The organism is Mesorhizobium liriopis, from assembly GCF_024053505.1.
Lineage (GTDB): Bacteria > Pseudomonadota > Alphaproteobacteria > Rhizobiales > Rhizobiaceae > Mesorhizobium_B > Mesorhizobium_B liriopis.
Genome location: NZ_JAMXQS010000001.1, coordinates 1 through 17,179, shown reverse-complemented (window position 1 = coordinate 17,179; position 17,179 = coordinate 1). Strand labels below are relative to the sequence as shown.

The 17,179-nt window shown below is 63.4% G+C and carries 18 protein-coding genes; 7 read left to right on the top strand and 11 right to left on the bottom strand.

Annotated elements, in window-relative coordinates; genetic code table 11:
* Nucleotides 1-41 precede the first annotated feature (41 nt).
* Nucleotides 42-1,313, top strand: a complete 1,272-nt coding sequence (locus NGM99_RS00085) for a glycoside hydrolase family 5 protein (RefSeq protein ID WP_252815013.1) — start codon at nucleotides 42-44, stop codon at nucleotides 1,311-1,313.
* On the opposite strand, the gene ruvB is transcribed toward NGM99_RS00085, so the two are convergent.
* From ruvB to NGM99_RS00045, 8 genes are all read right to left on the bottom strand, one after another.
* Complete coding sequence (ruvB, locus tag NGM99_RS00080) at nucleotides 1,288-2,328, bottom strand: Holliday junction branch migration DNA helicase RuvB (protein ID WP_252815012.1); 1,041 nt, start codon at nucleotides 2,326-2,328, stop codon at nucleotides 1,288-1,290. The two genes, NGM99_RS00085 and ruvB, sit on opposite strands and share 26 nt — an antisense overlap.
* Nucleotides 2,329-2,500: 172 nt before the next feature.
* A complete protein-coding gene (gene ruvA, locus NGM99_RS00075) occupies nucleotides 2,501-3,121 on the bottom strand; it encodes a Holliday junction branch migration protein RuvA (RefSeq protein WP_252815011.1) in 621 nt (206 codons plus the stop codon).
* Nucleotides 3,118-3,534, bottom strand: a complete 417-nt coding sequence (locus NGM99_RS00070) for a type II toxin-antitoxin system VapC family toxin (protein WP_252815010.1) — start codon at nucleotides 3,532-3,534, stop codon at nucleotides 3,118-3,120. The genes ruvA and NGM99_RS00070 overlap by 4 nt, the downstream gene beginning before the upstream one ends.
* The gene (locus tag NGM99_RS00065; protein ID WP_252815009.1) at nucleotides 3,512-3,781 is read right to left on the bottom strand and encodes an AbrB/MazE/SpoVT family DNA-binding domain-containing protein; all 270 of its coding nucleotides are present in this window, start codon (nucleotides 3,779-3,781) and stop codon (nucleotides 3,512-3,514) included. The genes NGM99_RS00070 and NGM99_RS00065 overlap by 23 nt, the downstream gene beginning before the upstream one ends.
* 44 nt (nucleotides 3,782-3,825) lie before the next feature.
* Nucleotides 3,826-4,338 (bottom strand): crossover junction endodeoxyribonuclease RuvC, encoded by a 513-nt coding sequence (ruvC, locus tag NGM99_RS00060; RefSeq protein WP_252815008.1) that lies wholly within the window; start codon nucleotides 4,336-4,338, stop codon nucleotides 3,826-3,828.
* Between the two features lie 25 nt (nucleotides 4,339-4,363).
* Complete coding sequence (gene rcdA, locus NGM99_RS00055) at nucleotides 4,364-4,894, bottom strand: protease adaptor protein RcdA (RefSeq protein WP_289852282.1); 531 nt, start codon at nucleotides 4,892-4,894, stop codon at nucleotides 4,364-4,366.
* 303 nt (nucleotides 4,895-5,197) lie between these two features.
* Complete coding sequence (locus NGM99_RS00050; RefSeq protein ID WP_252815007.1) at nucleotides 5,198-5,623, bottom strand: hypothetical protein; 426 nt, start codon at nucleotides 5,621-5,623, stop codon at nucleotides 5,198-5,200.
* Between the two features lie 75 nt (nucleotides 5,624-5,698).
* Nucleotides 5,699-7,342: an acyl-CoA synthetase gene (locus NGM99_RS00045; protein ID WP_252815006.1), complete on the bottom strand. Its 1,644-nt coding sequence runs from the start codon at nucleotides 7,340-7,342 to the stop codon at nucleotides 5,699-5,701.
* Nucleotides 7,343-7,497: 155 nt separating this feature from the next.
* On the opposite strand from NGM99_RS00045, the gene mprF reads away from it, so the two are divergent.
* Nucleotides 7,498-10,128 (top strand): bifunctional lysylphosphatidylglycerol flippase/synthetase MprF, encoded by a 2,631-nt coding sequence (gene mprF, locus NGM99_RS00040; RefSeq protein ID WP_252815005.1) that lies wholly within the window; start codon nucleotides 7,498-7,500, stop codon nucleotides 10,126-10,128.
* A gap of 10 nt (nucleotides 10,129-10,138) precedes the next feature.
* Nucleotides 10,139-11,530 carry an AcvB/VirJ family lysyl-phosphatidylglycerol hydrolase gene (locus NGM99_RS00035; protein ID WP_252815004.1) on the top strand — a complete coding sequence of 464 codons (1,392 nt, stop codon included), beginning with the start codon at nucleotides 10,139-10,141 and terminating at the stop codon, nucleotides 11,528-11,530.
* Here the strand turns inward: NGM99_RS00035 and NGM99_RS00030 are convergent.
* Both NGM99_RS00030 and NGM99_RS00025 read right to left on the bottom strand, forming a co-directional pair.
* Entirely contained in the window at nucleotides 11,509-12,648 is a 1,140-nt protein-coding gene (locus tag NGM99_RS00030) for an OpgC family protein (protein WP_252815003.1), read from the bottom strand. The two genes, NGM99_RS00035 and NGM99_RS00030, sit on opposite strands and share 22 nt — an antisense overlap.
* A 142-nt stretch (nucleotides 12,649-12,790) precedes the next feature.
* A complete protein-coding gene (locus NGM99_RS00025; RefSeq protein WP_252815782.1) occupies nucleotides 12,791-13,510 on the bottom strand; it encodes a sulfite exporter TauE/SafE family protein in 720 nt (239 codons plus the stop codon).
* A 244-nt stretch (nucleotides 13,511-13,754) separates the two neighbouring features.
* Here NGM99_RS00025 and NGM99_RS00020 point away from each other — a divergent pair, with 244 nt between their 5' ends.
* From NGM99_RS00020 to NGM99_RS00005, 4 genes are all read left to right on the top strand, one after another.
* The gene (locus NGM99_RS00020; RefSeq protein WP_252815002.1) at nucleotides 13,755-14,459 is read left to right on the top strand and encodes a thiamine phosphate synthase; all 705 of its coding nucleotides are present in this window, start codon (nucleotides 13,755-13,757) and stop codon (nucleotides 14,457-14,459) included.
* Nucleotides 14,456-15,415: a tetratricopeptide repeat protein gene (locus tag NGM99_RS00015; RefSeq protein ID WP_252815001.1), complete on the top strand. Its 960-nt coding sequence runs from the start codon at nucleotides 14,456-14,458 to the stop codon at nucleotides 15,413-15,415. Before NGM99_RS00020 ends, NGM99_RS00015 begins: the two co-directional genes overlap by 4 nt.
* A 129-nt stretch (nucleotides 15,416-15,544) precedes the next feature.
* On the top strand, nucleotides 15,545-16,111 hold the full coding sequence (efp, locus tag NGM99_RS00010) for an elongation factor P (RefSeq protein WP_252815000.1): 567 nt from the start codon (nucleotides 15,545-15,547) through the stop codon (nucleotides 16,109-16,111).
* Between the two features lie 84 nt (nucleotides 16,112-16,195).
* Nucleotides 16,196-16,999, top strand: a complete 804-nt coding sequence (locus tag NGM99_RS00005; RefSeq protein WP_252814999.1) for an inositol monophosphatase family protein — start codon at nucleotides 16,196-16,198, stop codon at nucleotides 16,997-16,999.
* Nucleotides 17,000-17,037: 38 nt separating this feature from the next.
* Here the strand turns inward: NGM99_RS00005 and NGM99_RS21665 are convergent, their stop codons facing one another.
* Nucleotides 17,038-17,169: a TetR/AcrR family transcriptional regulator C-terminal domain-containing protein gene (locus tag NGM99_RS21665; RefSeq protein ID WP_353937363.1), complete on the bottom strand. Its 132-nt coding sequence runs from the start codon at nucleotides 17,167-17,169 to the stop codon at nucleotides 17,038-17,040.
* Nucleotides 17,170-17,179: the final 10 nt, after the last annotated feature.

Here is a 17,179-nt window from a genome sequence, read left to right as displayed (position 1 = left end):
ATTCTGCCTCTAGCACCATCGCACGGATGGAGGATGCCCGGATGGCATTGCGGGACTTTACGATCAAGGCTGGAGTGATGGCGATGGTGATGCTGGGCGCGTCTTCCGCGCAGGCAGCGACGTTCCAGCCGGGACGCGGCATCAATCTCGACATCTGGACGACATGGCCCGCTGAGAGCGAATGGGACCGCCCCGACGTGCTCCTGCCCTTTCCCGAATGGCGGCGCACGGTGGACAAGCCCAAGCTCGAGGCGCTGAAAAAGGCAGGCTTCGATTTCGTGCGGATGCCAGTCGATCCAGCCCCGTTCCTGTCGGATCGGGCAAAGGATCTGCACGACCGTCTCTTCCAGGAAGTGCTGGAATCCGTCCGCCTCGTGAATGCGGTCGGGCTCAAGGTGATCGTGGACATGCATCTGATCGCGTCCAACGCCTCGCGCGGCGTCGGGATGAAGGAGGTGATGGAGAGCCCGCCCCGCTTCGACGCCTATGTCGATATCGTCCGCCGCATGGCCGATACGCTCAAGGACGAGGATCCGGCCATGCTCGCCTTCGAGCCGATGAACGAGCCGCAGGTCGATTGCGACGACAGCCCTATCGCGATCTGGCCCGAACGGCAGAAGCGCCTGTGGGCGGCGGCCCGCGCAGGCGCCACGCGGCTCACGCTCATCCTGACCGGCGCCTGCTTCTCGAATGCCGACGCGCTTGCCAAGATCGACCCGCGCGACACGCCTGACGACAATCTGCTCTGGACCTTCCACTCCTATAGCCCCTTCCTGCTGACCCATCAGGGCGCGACTTGGGCGGGCGACTTCATCCCCTACGTCACCGGCCTCCCCTTCCCGCCCTCATCGGTGCCCCGCGCGGAACTGGACGCAATCGTGGAAAAGATCAAAGAACGCATTCGCGCGGAAGCGCCGTGGGCGCGCAAGGCCGGGCTGCTGGCTTATCTCGACGAGCAGGTGGCCGAGGTGGATACGCCCGAAAAGCTCGATACGATCATGGAGGTGCCGTTCAAGACGGTTTCCGGCTGGGCCGAGAAGAATGGCGTAAAGCCGGAAAACATCCTGCTTGGCGAATTCGGCATGATCCGCCAGGAATGGCAAACGGCGTGGATCATGCCGGCCGCGTCACGCGCGCCCTATGTTTTGGCGATGGCAGAGCACGCCGAGCGACATGGCTTCGCGTGGTCTGTGTGGTCCTATGGCGGGGCGTTCGGGATCGTCGAGGAATTCGAGGGGCGGTCTGCCGAGCCGAATGTTTTGGATGCGATAAAGGCGATGAAGCCGATCAATCGTCCTGCTGGAAAAGATTGATCTGCGCCTGCGCCAGTTCCGCCGGCGCTTCAAGCCCAAGATGCCGCCAGGCATTCGCCGTCAGCACCCGCCCGCGCGGCGTGCGCTGGATGAAGCCCTGCTGGATCAGATAGGGCTCGATGATATCCTCGATCGCATCGCGCGGCTCCGACAGCCCTGCCGCGATCGTCTCCACGCCCACCGGACCACCGCCGAAATTGCCCGCGATCATCGTGAGATAGCGCCGGTCGAGCCCGTCGAGCCCAAGCCGGTCCACATCGAGCCGCGAGAGTGCAGCATCGGCGATCTTGCGGTCCACGCTTTCGACTTCGGCCACCGCCGCGAAATCGCGCACGCGGCGTAGCAGACGGCCGGCAATGCGGGGCGTGCCGCGTGCCCGGCGCGCGATCTCGAGTGCGCCGTCATCGGCGAGCGGCATGCCGAGGATGCGCGCACCGCGCCGCACGATCAGTTCGAGCTCGGGCACCGTATAGAAATTGAGCCGCACCGGAATACCGAAGCGGTCACGCAAGGGGTTGGTCAAAAGCCCAAGCCGCGTGGTTGCCGCCACCAGCGTGAACTTGGCAAGGTCGATCTTGACCGAGCGTGCCGCGGGTCCTTCGCCGATGATGAGGTCGAGCTGGAAATCCTCCATCGCCGGATAAAGGATTTCCTCGACAGCCGGATTGAGGCGGTGGATTTCATCGATGAAAAGCACGTCGCGCTCTTCGAGATTGGTGAGGAGAGCTGCGAGATCGCCGGCCTTGGCGATCACCGGTCCCGAGGTCGAGCGGAAATTGACGCCCATCTCGCGCGCCATGATCTGCGCGAGCGTCGTCTTGCCCAAGCCGGGCGGCCCGACGAAGAGCACATGGTCGAGCGCCTCGCCGCGCCCCTTGGCGGCCTGGATGAAGACCTTGAGATTGGCCCGCGCGGCTTCTTGCCCGACGAAATCGTCCAAGGTCTGCGGCCGCAACGCCGCATCCGCATCCTCGCCGCGCTTGTCGGCGGAGATCAGTCTGGGGGGCAGGCTCATACGGACTGTTCCATGGATGGTCGGGCAGGGTGAATGTCAGAGACGAGTGTCATCGCACAAGCTGGAGGATCACCCAACTGCAGAGACGACTATCGAGGCGCGACGCTGAGGCGGAAAGCAAAAGCCTCCGCCATTCTCATCTAGTGGCGACCAAGTCGCAAGGCAATCATTCCTATCGCGCCAGTTCCTTGAGCCCGAGCCGGATAAGCTTTCCAGCATCCGGCCCCTCGCCCGCATTCTTCAGCGCCGCAGCTACTGCATTGGCCGCGATGTCGCGTCCGTATCCGAGATTGACCAAGGCTGAAACGGCATCCGCGACAGGGGCTGGCGCCGTGCCGCTGCCGATATCCTGCTTGAGGCCCATTTCGGCCGCCGCTTCCGCGGAATAGGCTGGCACCTTGGACTGCAATTCGTTGACGATGCGCTCGGCGACTTTACGTCCCACGCCCGGCGCGCGGCTGACCATGGCGATGTCGCGCAGCGCGACCGCATTGGCGAGTTCGGAAGCTGAGAGCGTCGACAGCACGGCAAGCGCGACCTTGGCGCCCACGCCCTGCACATTGCCCATCAGAAGCCGGAACCACTCCCGTTCGAGGCTTGTGACGAAGCCGTAAAGCCGGATCATGTCCTCGCGCACATAGGTCTCGATGAAAAGCGTCACCTTGACGCCCACGCCCGGCAGGTTGGCGAGCGTGCGTGCCGGGCAGAACGCGACATAACCGACGCCGTTCACGTCGACCACACAATGGTCCTCGCCGATCTCGTCAAGAAGCCCGGTCAGCTTGCCGATCATGCGTGAGTTTCCGGTGCGATAATGGTGAGTGTCGGAAAATAGGTTCGGTAACGCGCAGCGTCGCGGGTGAGGAGGCGATAACCACCATGGAGCGCGTGAGCGCCGATCAGGAAGTCCGGCAGTGTCCGTTCACGCGTACCGCCCGCGCGGCGATAAAAGAGATGTGCTTGTCCCGCCAGAAAAGCCGCAGCAAACGGAAGCTGAACTTTCTCGATAGGCAGATCGTCGAACGCGGTTTCGAGTTCGGCTTCGCTTGCGAAGTGCGCACCGATCTCGGCCCAGACGATCGGATTCATCAAAAGCGGCGCGTCACTGCCGACACGCTCCAGCGCGTCGAGCGACCAGTAGCTGGCCGGTCCACCCTGGAACAGGTCGATGAATATATTGGTGTCAACGAGGATCGAGGTCTGCACGCGGTCCCCGCAGCACTTCGATATATTCTTCGGTCGTCATGCCGCCGAGATGGAGTGTACCGGCCATCTTTTTGCCCCACGCGCGAATGCTGCGCGCACGACGGCGTTGCCCCTCGCTCTCGCTGAGAGCGACGAGCTCGACAACATTTCCACTGACAACGAAATCGACTTCTGATCCCGGTCCGATTTTCATCCGGTCCCTGATCTCCTTGGGGATCGTCACCTGACCTTTGCTCGTCACACGCATGGTAATACCTCCGGCGTATTACTTGGCAGCGGCGTTCCGGTGCTTCAAGCACCGAGTGCCGCGAGACGTCCGACGACGCTGGTGCGCTGGTGGGCGTGGCAGATGGCGATGGCAAGGGCATCGGCCGCGTCGTCGCCCTCGAAACGGGCCTTGGGCATCAGGACCTTGACCATCATGTGGATCTGTTTCTTGTCGCCGTGGCCGACGCCGATCACCGTCTTCTTCACCGCATTTGGCGAGTATTCGGCAACCGAAAGCCCGGCTTGGGCGGGCACCAGCAAAGCGATGCCGCGCGCCTGACCCAACTTCAGCGTCGCCGTCGCATCGCGGTTGACGAAGGTCTGCTCGACAGCCGCCTCTTCAGGCGACCATTCCTCGATCACGGCGGTCAAACCCTGATGAAGCTGCAACAGGCGTTCGGCCAAGCTCGCATCGCCGTCGGATGTGACGGTGCCGGATGCGAGAAAGCGGAGGTTGTTGCCCTGCGCTTCGAGCAGACCCCAGCCGGTGCGACGGAGGCCCGGGTCGATGCCGATGATGCGAATCGTTTCTGCCATTCCGGTGGAATAGCAGGATGAGGCCTCAGCCGCCCGCGAAAGCTGTTTTCAACAGCGTGATCTGGTCCGAAACCGGATTGGTGCGCCGGCCGGTGTTCTGGGCGGTCTGCTCGCCCTCGCCATAGATCTCGTCGTCCATGCGCCGCACGAGCGACTGCAGGCTGAGCGAACGCTCCACCAGTGCGCGGAACGCTTCCGGCAATTCAGGCCAGCCGATGGCATCTTCGCGGACGGATGCCGTGTCGAGCCGAACCTTGGCCTTTTCGGCGGCCACCTGATCGCGTGTCATCTCGCCGGAATTGGCGGCGCGCTGGAGCAGAAGCCATGAGGCGATCTGCATCAGCCGCGTGGTGAGACGCATGGATTCGGCGGCGTAAAGCGTCGCGGCCAAGCGGTTCAGTCGCTTTGCATCGGCACGGCCCGGCCCGTCGAGATATTCGGCGGCTTCTTCGACCAGGCGCATGCCATCGTCGTAGAGCGGCTTGAAGGAGGGCGAGAAGATACGCCTTTCGGCCAAGCGTATCATATTCAACGCTTCTTGCGGCGCTTCGCTCATGCTCAAATCTCGCTGTCCCCTGCCCGCCCGACGACCACCCAAATCACCGGAACGGGTCTAACCCCTTCATGACGCCGAAGCACCATGCACACCGATGAATGATGCGCCGCCTTCACGATGGAGGCAACACCGTCCTTAATAGAAGGTTAACGACGGAGATCGGGTACGAAAAAAAGAGCCGCGGATGAAGGCGGCTCTCAGGAGTTTCAACAGGGAGGCGTCAAACAAAGTGGCTCCAACCACTCGGAATGAATCCAGAAGACTGGATGCCCACAGTTAACACCGATAAAGGCTAATTTTTCGTTAACGTCCGGCATTTAGCGAAAATTGAGAAGGTTGCGCATCAGCCTTCTCGCCGCGCCAGACGGCGGGCAGCGCAATTACCGCGAAAAGCAGCATACCGGCATAGAAGCCGATCGATGCGATGCCGACCGCCGGTTCGATCCAAGTGTCGCCGCGCATCAGAAGAAACAGCCCGCCCATCAAGACAATGCCGCTGACGGCGCTCAGCCAGAAATGGATCGGCGCCAACCGCGAAGCGCGTGCGGCCGGTACGAGCTGGTAGAAGAAGGCAAAAACCGACGACATCAGCCAGCCGGCCGCCACGATATGGGCGTGGGTCGGCATCTGCGAGTGATCCTGCGAGATCGCCATGGACAGGCCGAGCGCCATGCCGCAAAGGGCATAGAAGATGGCCAGCGTGAAAAAGTGACGTGCGACGCCAAGCATAAGCCATCCTCCGTTCGGGCGTTGAGACCACCTCTTCATAAAGACGCCACGTATCCGGCTGATGCCGTCCGCGCATCAGCCTTGTTTCGCCATTTCCCGCAGCTTGAACTTCTGGATCTTGCCGGTGGAGGTTTTCGGGATTTCATGAAACAGCACGGTCTTGGGCACCTTGAAGCGCGCCAGAAGCGTGCGGCAGTGGTCGAGCAATTCGGCCTCGCCCGCTTCGCGGCCGGGCTTCAGCTCCACAAAGGCGATCGGGACCTCGCCCCATTTGTCGTCATGACGTGCGACCACGCCACAGGCGCCGACCGCCGGATGCTTGTAAAGCGCATCCTCCACCTCGATCGAGGAGATGTTCTCACCGCCTGAGATGATGATGTCCTTGGAGCGATCCTTGAGCTGGATGTAGCCGTCCGGATGCATCACGCCGAGATCACCCGAATGGAACCAGCCACCCCGAAACGCTTCTGCGGTGGCGGATGGGTTCTTGAGATAACCCTTCATCACGATATTGCCGCGGAACATCACCTCGCCGATGGTGGTCCCATCGGTCGGCACGGGCTCCATGGTGTCAGGGTCCATGACGGTCAGACCTTCGAGCGCCAGATAGGGCACGCCCTGTCGCGCCTTCTTCGCCGTCCGCGTCCTGGGCTCGAGGGCGTCCCATTCGCCGTGCCACTCGTTGACGGTGGCGGGACCGTAGGTTTCGGTCAATCCGTAAAGATGGTTCACCTGAAATCCCGCTTCGGCCATGCCGGCGAGCACGGCTTCGGGCGGCGGGGCGGCGGCCGTGTTGAACGTCACCGTCTGCGGAAAGTCCCGCTTGTCGGCGTCCGAGGCATTGATCAGCGTCGCCATCACGATCGGCGCGCCGCAAAGATGCGTGACGCCATGCTCGGCGATCGCGTCATACATCGCCCTGGGCCGCACCCAGCGCAGACATACTTGCGTGCCGGCCTGTGCGGGCACGGTCCATGGAAAGCACCAGCCGTTGCAGTGGAACATCGGCAAGGTCCAGAGATAGACCGGATGCTTGCCCATGCCGGCATGGATCGTGTTGGCATAGACCATCAGCGCCGCGCCCCGGTGATGGTAGACGACACCCTTGGGGTTGCCGGTCGTGCCGGACGTGTAGTTCAGCGAGATCGCATCCCACTCGTCGTCGGGCATCGGCCACGTGAAATCGGGATCGCCGGCGGCAAGGAAATCCTCGTAATCCAGCGAACCGATGCGCCCGCCCTTCGGATATGGGGCATCCGCCGGATAGTGCGGATCGTCATAGTCGATCACCAGCGGCTTGACCGAGGCGCGGCCGAGCGCTTCGCGCATCACATCCGCGAATTCACGATCCACGATCACGATCTTGGTTTCCGCGTGGTCGAGCTGGAAGGCGATCACCGCCGCGTCCAGCCGTGTGTTCAGCGAATGGAGCACCGCTTTTGTCATCGGCACGCCGAAATGCGCTTCGAGCATGGCGGGCGTGTTGGACAACATCACTGAAACCGTGTCGCCCTTGCCGATGCCGCGCTCGGTCAGCGCTGATGCCAGCCGGCGTGAGCGCGACCAGAATTCGCGATAGGACAGTCGCGCTTCGCCATGGATCACCGCCACGCGGTCGGGATAGGCCAGGGCCGTGCGTTCGAGGATCGAGATGGGCGTCAGCGGCTGGTGATTGGCGGGGTTCTTGTCGAGGTCGCGCGCATAAGGATTGACTGTCACAGAACTCCTCCATCTCTGGCGCAAGATGTAGCAAGCTGTTGAGCGGACGAAAACTGTCCGGCACCGCCTTGTGACGCCACGAATTCGCCACGGATCAGGCGTGGAGCGCGCCGCCGACGCAGCGTGAAGACTGCGCCGGACCGAAGGAATGCCGCATGAGCGCATCAGCCGAGAACGCCCCATCCGAGATGGCTGAAGTCGAGTCCGGCATGATCGGACGGCTTTGGGCTCGCGTCGGTCACATTGCGCTGCCGCTGGCAGGCCTCGTGATCGCTGCTATCGCCATCGGTGTGCTCGACCGTTTCCTGAAAGATGTGACATACGATCAGGTGCGCGAGGCGATCATACGCCTGCCGGCCTCAGACCTTCTGCTCGCTTTCTGCTTCACTCTGCTGAGCTTCGCGGCCGTCGCCGTTTACGATCTCGTGGCAGTCGAAACGGTTGCGCCCAAGCGCGTTTCCAAGGTGCTCTCGGCCTCGGTGGGTGCCGCCGGCTACGCCATCTCCAATGCGCTCGGCTTTGCGATCCTGACCGGCGGTGCGCTGCGCTATCGCGTTTATGCCAATGAAGGCATCGATCTGCCCGATGTCGGTCGCATCATCGGGACCTCCTGGCTCGCGATCTGGTTCGCCTTCGCGGTTCTGATCGGTGCCGGGCTCGTCATCGACCCGGCCGATGCGCCGCTCTTCGACCGCCTGCCGCCTTCGGTGGATGTCGCGATCGGCATCGCGATCCTTGCAACCGTCGCACTCTTCCTGGTCTGGCTGCGCGGCGGCGAGCGCGTAGCGGGCTGGGGCAAGTTTTCGCTGCGCCTGCCTTCGTCGCGGGGTGCAGCCCTTCAGCTTCTGGCAGGTGTCGTGGACATGGCAGCGGCGGCGAGCGTGCTTTACGTGCTCCTGCCCGATTCCGTGCAGATCGGCCCAGCCCTCTTCATGCTGGTCTATACCGTCGCCATCATCGTGGGCATTGCGAGCCACGCACCGGGGGGCCTGGGCGCCTTCGAGGCGACGCTGGTGGGCAGCCTCGGGCTCGGAAACAATCCAGAGGCGCTCGCGGCCCTTCTCGTTTACCGCCTGATCTACACGATCCTGCCCTTCGTCATCGCCACGCTCGGCGTTCTGGCCTTCGAGGTCGCCGGCCACCGCTCCCACGTGTCCAAGCGCGTCAAATCCATCGCCCGCGTGATCGAACCCCTGGTGCCGCCGCTCTCGGCCGGTCTCACTTTCCTTGGTGGCGCCGTGCTGATGATCTCGGGCGTCACGCCCGGCCACGAAGCGCGTCTCGACACACTGTCCGACTTCGTGCCCCTTCCCTTCGTCGAACTGTCGCATCTGGCGGCCAGCGTGGTCGCGGTGGCGATGCTTGTCGTTGCCCGCGGCCTTGCGCGACGTCTCGAAACCGCATGGTGGGTGGCGCTCGGACTTTTCGGGCTTGGCGCGCTGTTCTCGCTCCTGAAAGGCCTCGACTGGGAAGAGGCAGTGATCCTCGGGCTTTCCTCAGCGGTGCTGATCGCCTTCCGGACCTCCTTCTACCGCCGTCCCACACGTGGCTGGGGCGGAGGCGTGTCGTCGCTGTCGATCGGCTGGCTGGTCGGCTTGTCCTCGATCGTGCTTCTTTCCGTGTGGCTCGGTTTCGTCGCCTATCGCGATGTCGATTATTCGAACCAGCTCTGGTGGGAGTTCGCCTTCGAGGCCGATGCACCACGCTTCCTGCGCTTTGCGCTCGTCGCGCTGCTTTTGACGGTCGGCCTCGCGCTCAACACGCTGATCCATCGCTGGGGACCCGTGCAGCCCGAAAATGCGCCCATTCCCAACGCTGTACCCGCCATCGTCGCGAACGCGCCGCAAACGGAAGCCGCGCTCGCCTTCCTGGGCGACAAGCAGTTCCTGCTTTCGCCAGACAAGCGCGGTTTCGTCATGTATGCGCGGTCGGGCGGCAGCCTGATCGCGATGGGCGAGCCGATCGGCCCAGCCGATGTCGTGCGCGATCTCGGCTGGGCGTTTCGCGATCTCGCCGACCGTCAGGCGGCACGCACCGTGTTCTACGAAGTCGGCCCCGAAAGCCTGCCGCTTTTCCTCGACATGGGCCTGGTTGCGCTCAAGCTCGGCGAGGTGGCACGCGTCGATCTCACGAACTTCACGCTCGAAGGCCCGCGCCGCCAGCCCTTCCGCTATGCGGCGCGCAAGACCGAGAAGGACGGGGTGACCTTCGAGGTCGTGCCTGCCGCCGCGATCGAGGCGATCCTGCCCGAACTGCGCGCCGTCTCCGATGCCTGGCTCGACCTCAAGCAGGGCCGCGAGAAGGGGTTTTCGCTCGGTTTCTTCGACGAGGAGTTCATGCGCCATTTCGACACCGCCGTGATGAAGCAGAACGGACGGATCGTGGCATTCGCCAATCTCTGGCGCGGTGCGAACAAGCACGAGCTATCCGTTGACCTGATGCGCCATGCGCCGGACGCGCCCAAGATCATCATGGACGCACTGTTTGCGCGCCTGATGATGTATGGTCACGAAGAGGGCTATCGCTGGTTCAATCTCGGGGCCGCGCCACTTTCAGGCCTCGTCGACAACCGCCTCGCCTCGTGCTGGAACCGCTTCGGCGCCTTTCTTTACCGGCGTGGACAGAACCTTTATCGGTTCGACGGTCTGAAGGCTTTCAAGGAAAAGTTCGATCCCGTGTGGACGCCGCATTATCTCGTTTGTCCGCCCGGCCTCGATACGGTTCGTTCCCTGATCGACGTGACGCAACTGATCAGCGGCAGCCCGCTGGAATTCATCCGCAAGTAGGGAAGAGAGCATGGTGAGCTGGCGCATTCTGGCCGGTACGGCGCTTGGGCTTGTCCTGAGCGCGGGCGTGGCAGCTGGCGGCTACTATGCCGGTCAGGCCATCGCCGACAGCAACCCGCCGGCGCGCGTCACCGCCGAGCGGCTGCTCGACATTCCCGTTCTCCTTCCGCGACGTGGCGAGCCCAAGGGCTTGGTGATCCAGATTTCCGACCGTGGCGGACTGTCGCCGCGCGACACGCGCTTCGGCGATCGCCTGCGTGCGGAAGGTATGGCGGTGCTGCCCGTCGATCTCGAAGACTGGCGCGAGAAGCTCGACGCGGATGATGGCGAGTGCCTTTATCTGGGCTCGGACCTCGAACTGCTCGCCAAGGAAGCACTCCGCACCATCGGCGGCAATTCCTATTTCCATCCGGTCGTGGTCGGACGCGGCGAAGGCGGCACGCTCGCCTATGCGGCACTTGCAGACGCCCCGCCCGCGACGCTTGGCGGCGCGGTCGCGCTCGACCCGGCACAGACGCTCGATACACGCCTGCCCGTCTGCGAAGGCGCGAAAGCGACCAAGGTCGAAGACAGCCAGTTCTCCTATGCGCTCGATGCCCCGCTGCCCGAGAATGCGACCCTGCTCTCCGCGCAAAGCATGACAGGCCTCGCCTCAGGCGAAGCGCCCAGCGGCTCGTTCTTTGCCGTGAACACCGTCGAACCCGACAACAAGAAGCGCGAAACGGATGCCGTGAGCCGCGTGGTCGAACTGGCGGATGACGACGCCACTTCCGGCGCCCTGCCCATCGTGGATATTCCTTCCGACGGCCGGCCGGAAGCGGTCGTGCTCTTCTATTCAGGCGATGGCGGCTGGCGCGATCTCGACAAGACGATCGGCGATGCGCTGGCGGAAAAGGGCCTGCATGTGATCGGCGTCGACTCGCTGCGCTACTTCTGGAACGTGCGCACGCCGCAGGAGATCGCACGCGATGCGGAGGCGATGATCAAGATGGCCGATCCGTCAGGCAAGCTGCCTGTCGCGGTTTACGGTTACTCTTTCGGCGCCGATACTTTTCCCTTCGCCTGGCAATATCTGCCCGATGCCATCAAGCATCGTATCCGCATGGTGGCGCTGCTCGGCACGGAGGAAACGACGACGTTCCAGGTCACCGTCGGAGGCTGGCTCGGCATCGGTGGCGACTACGAGGTCGTGCCCGAAATTCGCAAGATCCCGCTCGAGCGTGTCGTCTGCATCTATGGCGAGGACGAAGACCTGACCGCCTGCACCGACCCACGCCTCAAAGGCATGGAACTGATCAAGACGGAAGGCGGGCACCACTTCGACGGCGACTACGACGCGCTGGCGGACCGCCTTTATCAGGCACTCAAGACGCGTCTCGGTCAGGCGCCGACGACAGGCTGAAGTGCCGGCGCTTTCGGCTTGCCAGCGCTTTCGAGCTTCTTGAAGGCCTCCAGTGCGTAAGCCACACCGAACTGCAGCAGCACGCCGCCGATGACGAGCACCGCATCGAGCATGTTGCTCGGCGCAGACACCCAGCGTACCGTCTGGGCCAGCATCGCAAGCAGCGTGCCCGACACGAAGACCGGCAGTGAGTGACGGCCCATCACGGCGAGCGGATGGTCATAGGACACTTTGGTGAAGCGCAGGATGGGCTTCAGCGAGAAGATCAGTGCCGCAATCGCCAGCACGTGCAGAAGGCGCGGCAAAGACTCATAAGTCTTGTCGAAACCCGCGATGACGAGCGGCAGCCCAGCCTTGGTTTCGAGGCCCCACAGCGGCCACTTCACCCAGACCAGTGCGAACAGAAGATAGGCGCCAGCCGCCCACAGGCTCCACCGTGGCAGCTTCAAACCCTCCGGGCGCTTGGCGAGCATAGCACCAGCCACGCCCAATGCGAACAGCAGCTGCCAAGACAGCGGGTTGAGGAACCACACGCCCTCGCGCGGGAAGTCGCGCGGCGCCACTTGATAAAGGCCGGCCGCGAGCCAGACGGCGACCGACAGCGAAAGCATCAGCGGGATCGAGCGTTTGCCGATAAACAGCATCAGCGGCAAAAGCAGCATCAGGACAACGTAAAGCGACAGGATATTGTTGTAGCCGATCTGGTGACCCATGGTGGCAAGGCCGACGAGGGCTGCCGGCGTGTTGTCGACCAGCGTGTCGATGTTCAGCTGGTTCAACAACATCGGCCGCTGCGTATAGAGCGCGACGCCCGCGAAGATCGCGAGCGAGCCGACGGTGGTCGCAATATGCGTCACGTAAAGGCGCCCTGCCCGCTTCCATGCGCGCACCCAAGACGCGATCCGGCGGCCCGGCTCGAAGCGCGGACCATAGACCATGCCGGCAGCGATACCCGACATCAGCACGAAGGCTTCCGCCGAATCGGAAAAGCCGAAATTCCGGTGCGTGAACATCTCGAAGACATTCCCCGGCACGTGGTTGATGAAGATCGTGATGAGACAGAGCGCACGGAACAGATCGATCCGCGTTTCGCGCTGCTGCAGGCTGTGTTGCTGCATGAGTTCCGTGCCGAGACGCTGGAGGGGCTGCCCGCCGGAACACCGGCAGCCCGTACAATGTGGTCACGCCGGGATTCGTTCCGACTCGGCGAACGCGTAACCTTTCTACGACAGCATCATGACTTCAGCATGAACGACCCGTTCAAAAAAGCACGGCGACGCTGTCCCAGACGAGCTTGACCGCGACGATGGCTACCGTCGCATAGGTGAAGGGATAGAAGATTTCCGGCCGCATCCGCCGGACGAGCCAGGCGCCGAGAAGCGTGAAAACCGGCGCCAGCGGCATGAGAACGGCGGAGGCTGCCAGGTTGGTGCGGTCGAACTGCCCGAGCAGGAAATAAGGCACGAGCTTGATGGCGTTGGTGACGGCAAAGAAGATGACGCTGGTGCCGGTGAAGAGCGCCGGCGAAAAGCGCAGCGGCATCGCATAGACCTGAAAAGGCGGGCCGCCCACATGGGCCACGAAACTCGTGAAGCCCGCGACCGCGCCCCAGAAGCCGCCCTGCGCGCGGTTCGGCTCAGCCGGCGGCGGCTCGGCCCCATGACGCAAACGCTGCCAGACCCAGCGGCCGACAAAGACGATGGCAACCGCACCGACGATCAGCCGCACCGCGTCTTCCGTCACGGCCGCGGCGAACCACCAGCCGATGAGGATGCCGATGATCGAACCCGGCAGCATGAAGAGAAGCGTCTGCCGGTCATAGACTCCGCGCCACGTCCAGAGCGAAACGAGGTCCATCAGCACGAGAATGGGGAGCAGGATCGCCGCCGCCTGTACGGGCGGTATCACCAACGCCATCAATGGCACCCCGACAAACCCGGCCGCACCGCCAAATCCACCTTTGGAAAGGCCCACGAGCATGACGGACGGAATGGCGACGAGATAAAAGAAGGGATCGTAGAGCAGAGGGTGAAGCACGAGCGTGTCTTAGCGGGCGGGTTGGGGTTTGGCGAGGGAATGGTGTGAGTGCAGGAATGGGAAGTGATAATGGCAATGCGGCCCTGCTTGTCTCGACCATCATTCCCCTTGTGCCGGGCCCGCCCTCGCCGCAAAGACAACATGATCCGCTCGCAAGAGCACACGCCTGAGAATCCGCTAGGTCCGCATGAACGCCACGCTACCCAATCGCTGCCGCATCGTCCTCGTCGCGCCTGTCGGCCTGTCAGGCCCTGACCTGCCCGCGCGCCTGGAAGCGGCGCTCGAAGGCGGGGATGTGGCCTCCGTGATCCTGCCGCAGGGCGATCTCGGAGCCGACCGCTTTCAGGAGGCGGCCGCGCCGCTCGTCTCGCTCGCGCAGTCTCGGGGTGCCGCCGTTATCGTGGCAGGCGACACGCGCATTGCCGGCCGTCTCGATGTCGATGGCATCCATATCGAAGGCAAGAAGGAAGAGCTGGCCGAGGCCATCGAACGTTTCGAGGGCAAGATCGCGGTGGGTGCTGGTGGTGCCAAGACGCGGGACGATGCGCTCGATCTCGGCGAGGAGCGGCCCGACTACATCTTCTTCGGTCGCTTCGGCTATGACGAGAAACCCGAGCCGCACCCGCGCAACCTTTCGCTCGGCCAGTGGTGGGCGGAGATGATCGAGGTACCGGCCATCGTCGCAGCCGGTTCGGATGTCGAAAGCGTGCGCCTCGTTGCCGAAACCGGCGCGGAATTCGTGGCGCTGGGAGCGGCCGTATTCGGCGAGGGCAAGGACCCGCGTGAGGCAATCACCCGCGCCAACGCCATTCTCGATGAAGCGCCTGCATTGACCGAGGGCACGGAAGAGACTTCAGATGAAGACTTGGACGAGGCGCTTGACGACGAATGAGGATCCGTTTCGCCCTTCTCGCTTTCGCATTCGTTGCTTCGACAGTTTCGCTGCCCGCTTTCGCAGCCGATGGGGGCCGTGCCAACAGCGTGATCGGCGACAAGGTGAATCCGGACCGCTTCGGCGCGCGCGGCTCGGACCAGGCGTACGGCGCCTTCCAGCGCGGCCTCTACATCACGGCCTTTAACCTCGCTTTGCCCCGCGCACAGAACGGCGATCCGGCAGCACAAACGCTGGTCGCCGAGATTCTCGCGCAAGGCCTGGGGCGCAAGCGCGACGAGGCGGAAGCGGCCAAATGGTATGCCAAGGCCGCCGAGCAGGGCATTCCCGAAGCACAGTTCCAGTACGCGCTGATGCTGCTCGACGGCCGCTTCATGCCGAAGGACGCCAAGACCGCCTACGCCCTGATGCAGGCGGCAGCGGAAGCCGGCAACCGCATGGCGCAGTTCAACTTCGCGCAGATGATCGTGCAGCAGGAACCCGGCGAAGCGGGCCTTGAAAAGGCCGTCCCCTATTATCGCCGCGCGGCGGAAGCGCGATTGGCGGACGCCGAATATGCGATGGCCCAGTTCAGCCAATCGGGCCTGGGCGGCGTGAAGCAGGACCCGAAGGAGGCGCAGCGCTGGCTTCTGCGCGCCGCCCGCCAGAACTACGATTCAGCCCAGCTCGACCTCGGCACCCAACTGGTCGAAGGCCGCACCGGCGTCAAGGACGAGGATGCCGGGTTCATGTGGCTGCGCCTCGCGGCCCTTGGCGGAAATCCGGCAGCACAGGCCCGGCTCGCCAAGCTCTATATGACCGGCATCGGCACGGAGCCCGACAACAGCACGGCGGCGTCCTGGTATTTCCTCGCGCGCCGTGCAGGCCTGCGCGACAGCGTGCTCGAAGACCTTCTCGACGGCATGACCATGGACGAGCAGAAAGTCGCGCTCGAACGCGCCAACCGATTGCGCTGACTTCGATCTCCACCCCTGACGATCGCTGCCCGACGCCTCACGCTTGCCTCTGCGTCCGTTTTGTGGGAAGGCGCGGCCATCGCTGCTGGCCCGGCCAGTCGGCTCCCTGAATCCACGAAAAGCAAACCCATGGCCAAGATCAACGGCAACGAAATCCGTCCCGGCAACGTCATCGAACACGATGGCGGGCTTTGGGTAGCGGTGAAGACAAATGCGGTGAAGCCCGGCAAGGGCGGTGCCTACAACCAGGTCGAGCTCAAGAACCTCATCAACGGCACCAAGCTCAACGAGCGCTTCCGCTCGGCGGAGACCGTCGAGCGTGTGCGCCTCGAGCAGAAGGATTTCAATTTCCTCTACGAGCAGGGCGAAGCGCTGGTGTTCATGGACAATGATTCCTATGAGCAGCTCGAACTGCAGAAGGATTTCGTCGGCGACCGCGCGGCGTTCCTGCAGGACGGCATGACGGTGACGGTGGAACTTTATGACGAGCGTCCGATCGGCATCAAGCTGCCCGATCAGGTGACGCTGCGCATTGATCAGGCCGATCCTGTTGTGAAGGGCCAGACGGCGGCGTCTTCCTATAAGCCCGCCGTACTCGAAAATGGCATCCGCGTCCTGGTGCCGCCTTTCATCGAGTCGGGCGAACGCATCATCGTCGACACCAATGAGCTGACCTATCTGCGCCGCGCAGACTGATTTTTGCTTCGAGACTGAGCGCGGCCGGCGAGCGTGTCTTACGCTTTCCGGCCGCAGTCATTTTGAGATCACTGAGAGTTTCCCATGGCCCGTTCGGCACTGCTCCACACAATGGTCGAAGCCGCCCGCAAGGCGGGGCGCTCCTTGAATCGCGACTTCGGCGAGGTGCAGAATCTCCAGGTCTCGCTGAAGGGTCCCGGCGATTTCGTCAGCCAGGCCGACCACAAGGCCGAGCAGATCCTGTTCACCGAACTGTCGCGCGCGCGTCCCGGCTATGGTTTTTTGATGGAAGAGCGCGGCGAGATCGTCGGTGACGACGACCAGCACCGCTGGATCGTCGATCCGCTCGATGGCACCACCAACTTCCTCCACGGCCTGCCTGTCTTCGCGATCTCGATCGCGCTCGAGCGTCAGGGGCAGATCGTGGCGGCCGTGGTTTATAACCCGGCCATGGACGAGCTTTACACCGCCGAACGCGGCGGCGGCGCCTTCTTCAACGACCGGCGCATTCGTGTCGCCGCGCGCAAGACCATGGCGGAAGCGGTGATCGGCACCGGCATCCCGCATCTCGGGCGCAAGCGCCACGGCCATTACCTCGTCGAATTGCGCAATGTCATGGGTGAAGCGATCGGTATCCGCCGTCTGGGCTGCGCGGCGCTCGACCTGTCATGGGTGGCCGCGGGCCGCATGGACGGGTTCTGGGAAGAGCCGCTATCCCCTTGGGATGTGGCGGCCGGCATCCTGCTCGTGCGCGAGGCGGGCGGCTACGTGTCGGACAAGAACGGTGGGCAGACCATGTTCGAGTCGGGCTCGATCGTTGCCGGCAACGAGCACATTCATCAGGCGCTGATGAAGCAGCTAACCAAGCCGCTGCCCGAGGCACGCTGAGGTCACGCGAAACCCCGACGTCTCACCGCCCCCTTGTTTCACCCTCGTGCTCTATACCCATTCATGAACAGCTCGACGGTTCCGTTGGCGATACGGTTGATGTCGTCCTTGCTGAATGTTTTCTCGACCATGAAGAGGCCTTTATAGAAGCCGTCGGCCTTGCAGAGCACGACGAACTGG

Coding starts and splice junctions, on each gene's coding strand:
- NGM99_RS00085 (WP_252815013.1), top strand. CDS start 42: ATGGCATTGCGGGACTTTACGATCAAGGCTGGAGTGATGGCGATGGTG.
- ruvB (WP_252815012.1), bottom strand. CDS start 2,328: ATGAGCCTGCCCCCCAGACTGATCTCCGCCGACAAGCGCGGCGAGGAT.
- ruvA (WP_252815011.1), bottom strand. CDS start 3,121: ATGATCGGCAAGCTGACCGGGCTTCTTGACGAGATCGGCGAGGACCAT.
- NGM99_RS00065 (WP_252815009.1), bottom strand. CDS start 3,781: ATGCGTGTGACGAGCAAAGGTCAGGTGACGATCCCCAAGGAGATCAGG.
- ruvC (WP_252815008.1), bottom strand. CDS start 4,338: ATGGCAGAAACGATTCGCATCATCGGCATCGACCCGGGCCTCCGTCGC.
- rcdA (WP_289852282.1), bottom strand. CDS start 4,894: ATGAGCGAAGCGCCGCAAGAAGCGTTGAATATGATACGCTTGGCCGAA.
- NGM99_RS00050 (WP_252815007.1), bottom strand. CDS start 5,623: ATGCTTGGCGTCGCACGTCACTTTTTCACGCTGGCCATCTTCTATGCC.
- mprF (WP_252815005.1), top strand. CDS start 7,498: ATGAGCGCATCAGCCGAGAACGCCCCATCCGAGATGGCTGAAGTCGAG.
- NGM99_RS00035 (WP_252815004.1), top strand. CDS start 10,139: ATGGTGAGCTGGCGCATTCTGGCCGGTACGGCGCTTGGGCTTGTCCTG.
- NGM99_RS00030 (WP_252815003.1), bottom strand. CDS start 12,648: ATGCAGCAACACAGCCTGCAGCAGCGCGAAACGCGGATCGATCTGTTC.
- NGM99_RS00025 (WP_252815782.1), bottom strand. CDS start 13,510: ATGCTCGTGGGCCTTTCCAAAGGTGGATTTGGCGGTGCGGCCGGGTTT.
- NGM99_RS00020 (WP_252815002.1), top strand. CDS start 13,755: ATGAACGCCACGCTACCCAATCGCTGCCGCATCGTCCTCGTCGCGCCT.
- NGM99_RS00015 (WP_252815001.1), top strand. CDS start 14,456: ATGAGGATCCGTTTCGCCCTTCTCGCTTTCGCATTCGTTGCTTCGACA.
- efp (WP_252815000.1), top strand. CDS start 15,545: ATGGCCAAGATCAACGGCAACGAAATCCGTCCCGGCAACGTCATCGAA.
- NGM99_RS00005 (WP_252814999.1), top strand. CDS start 16,196: ATGGCCCGTTCGGCACTGCTCCACACAATGGTCGAAGCCGCCCGCAAG.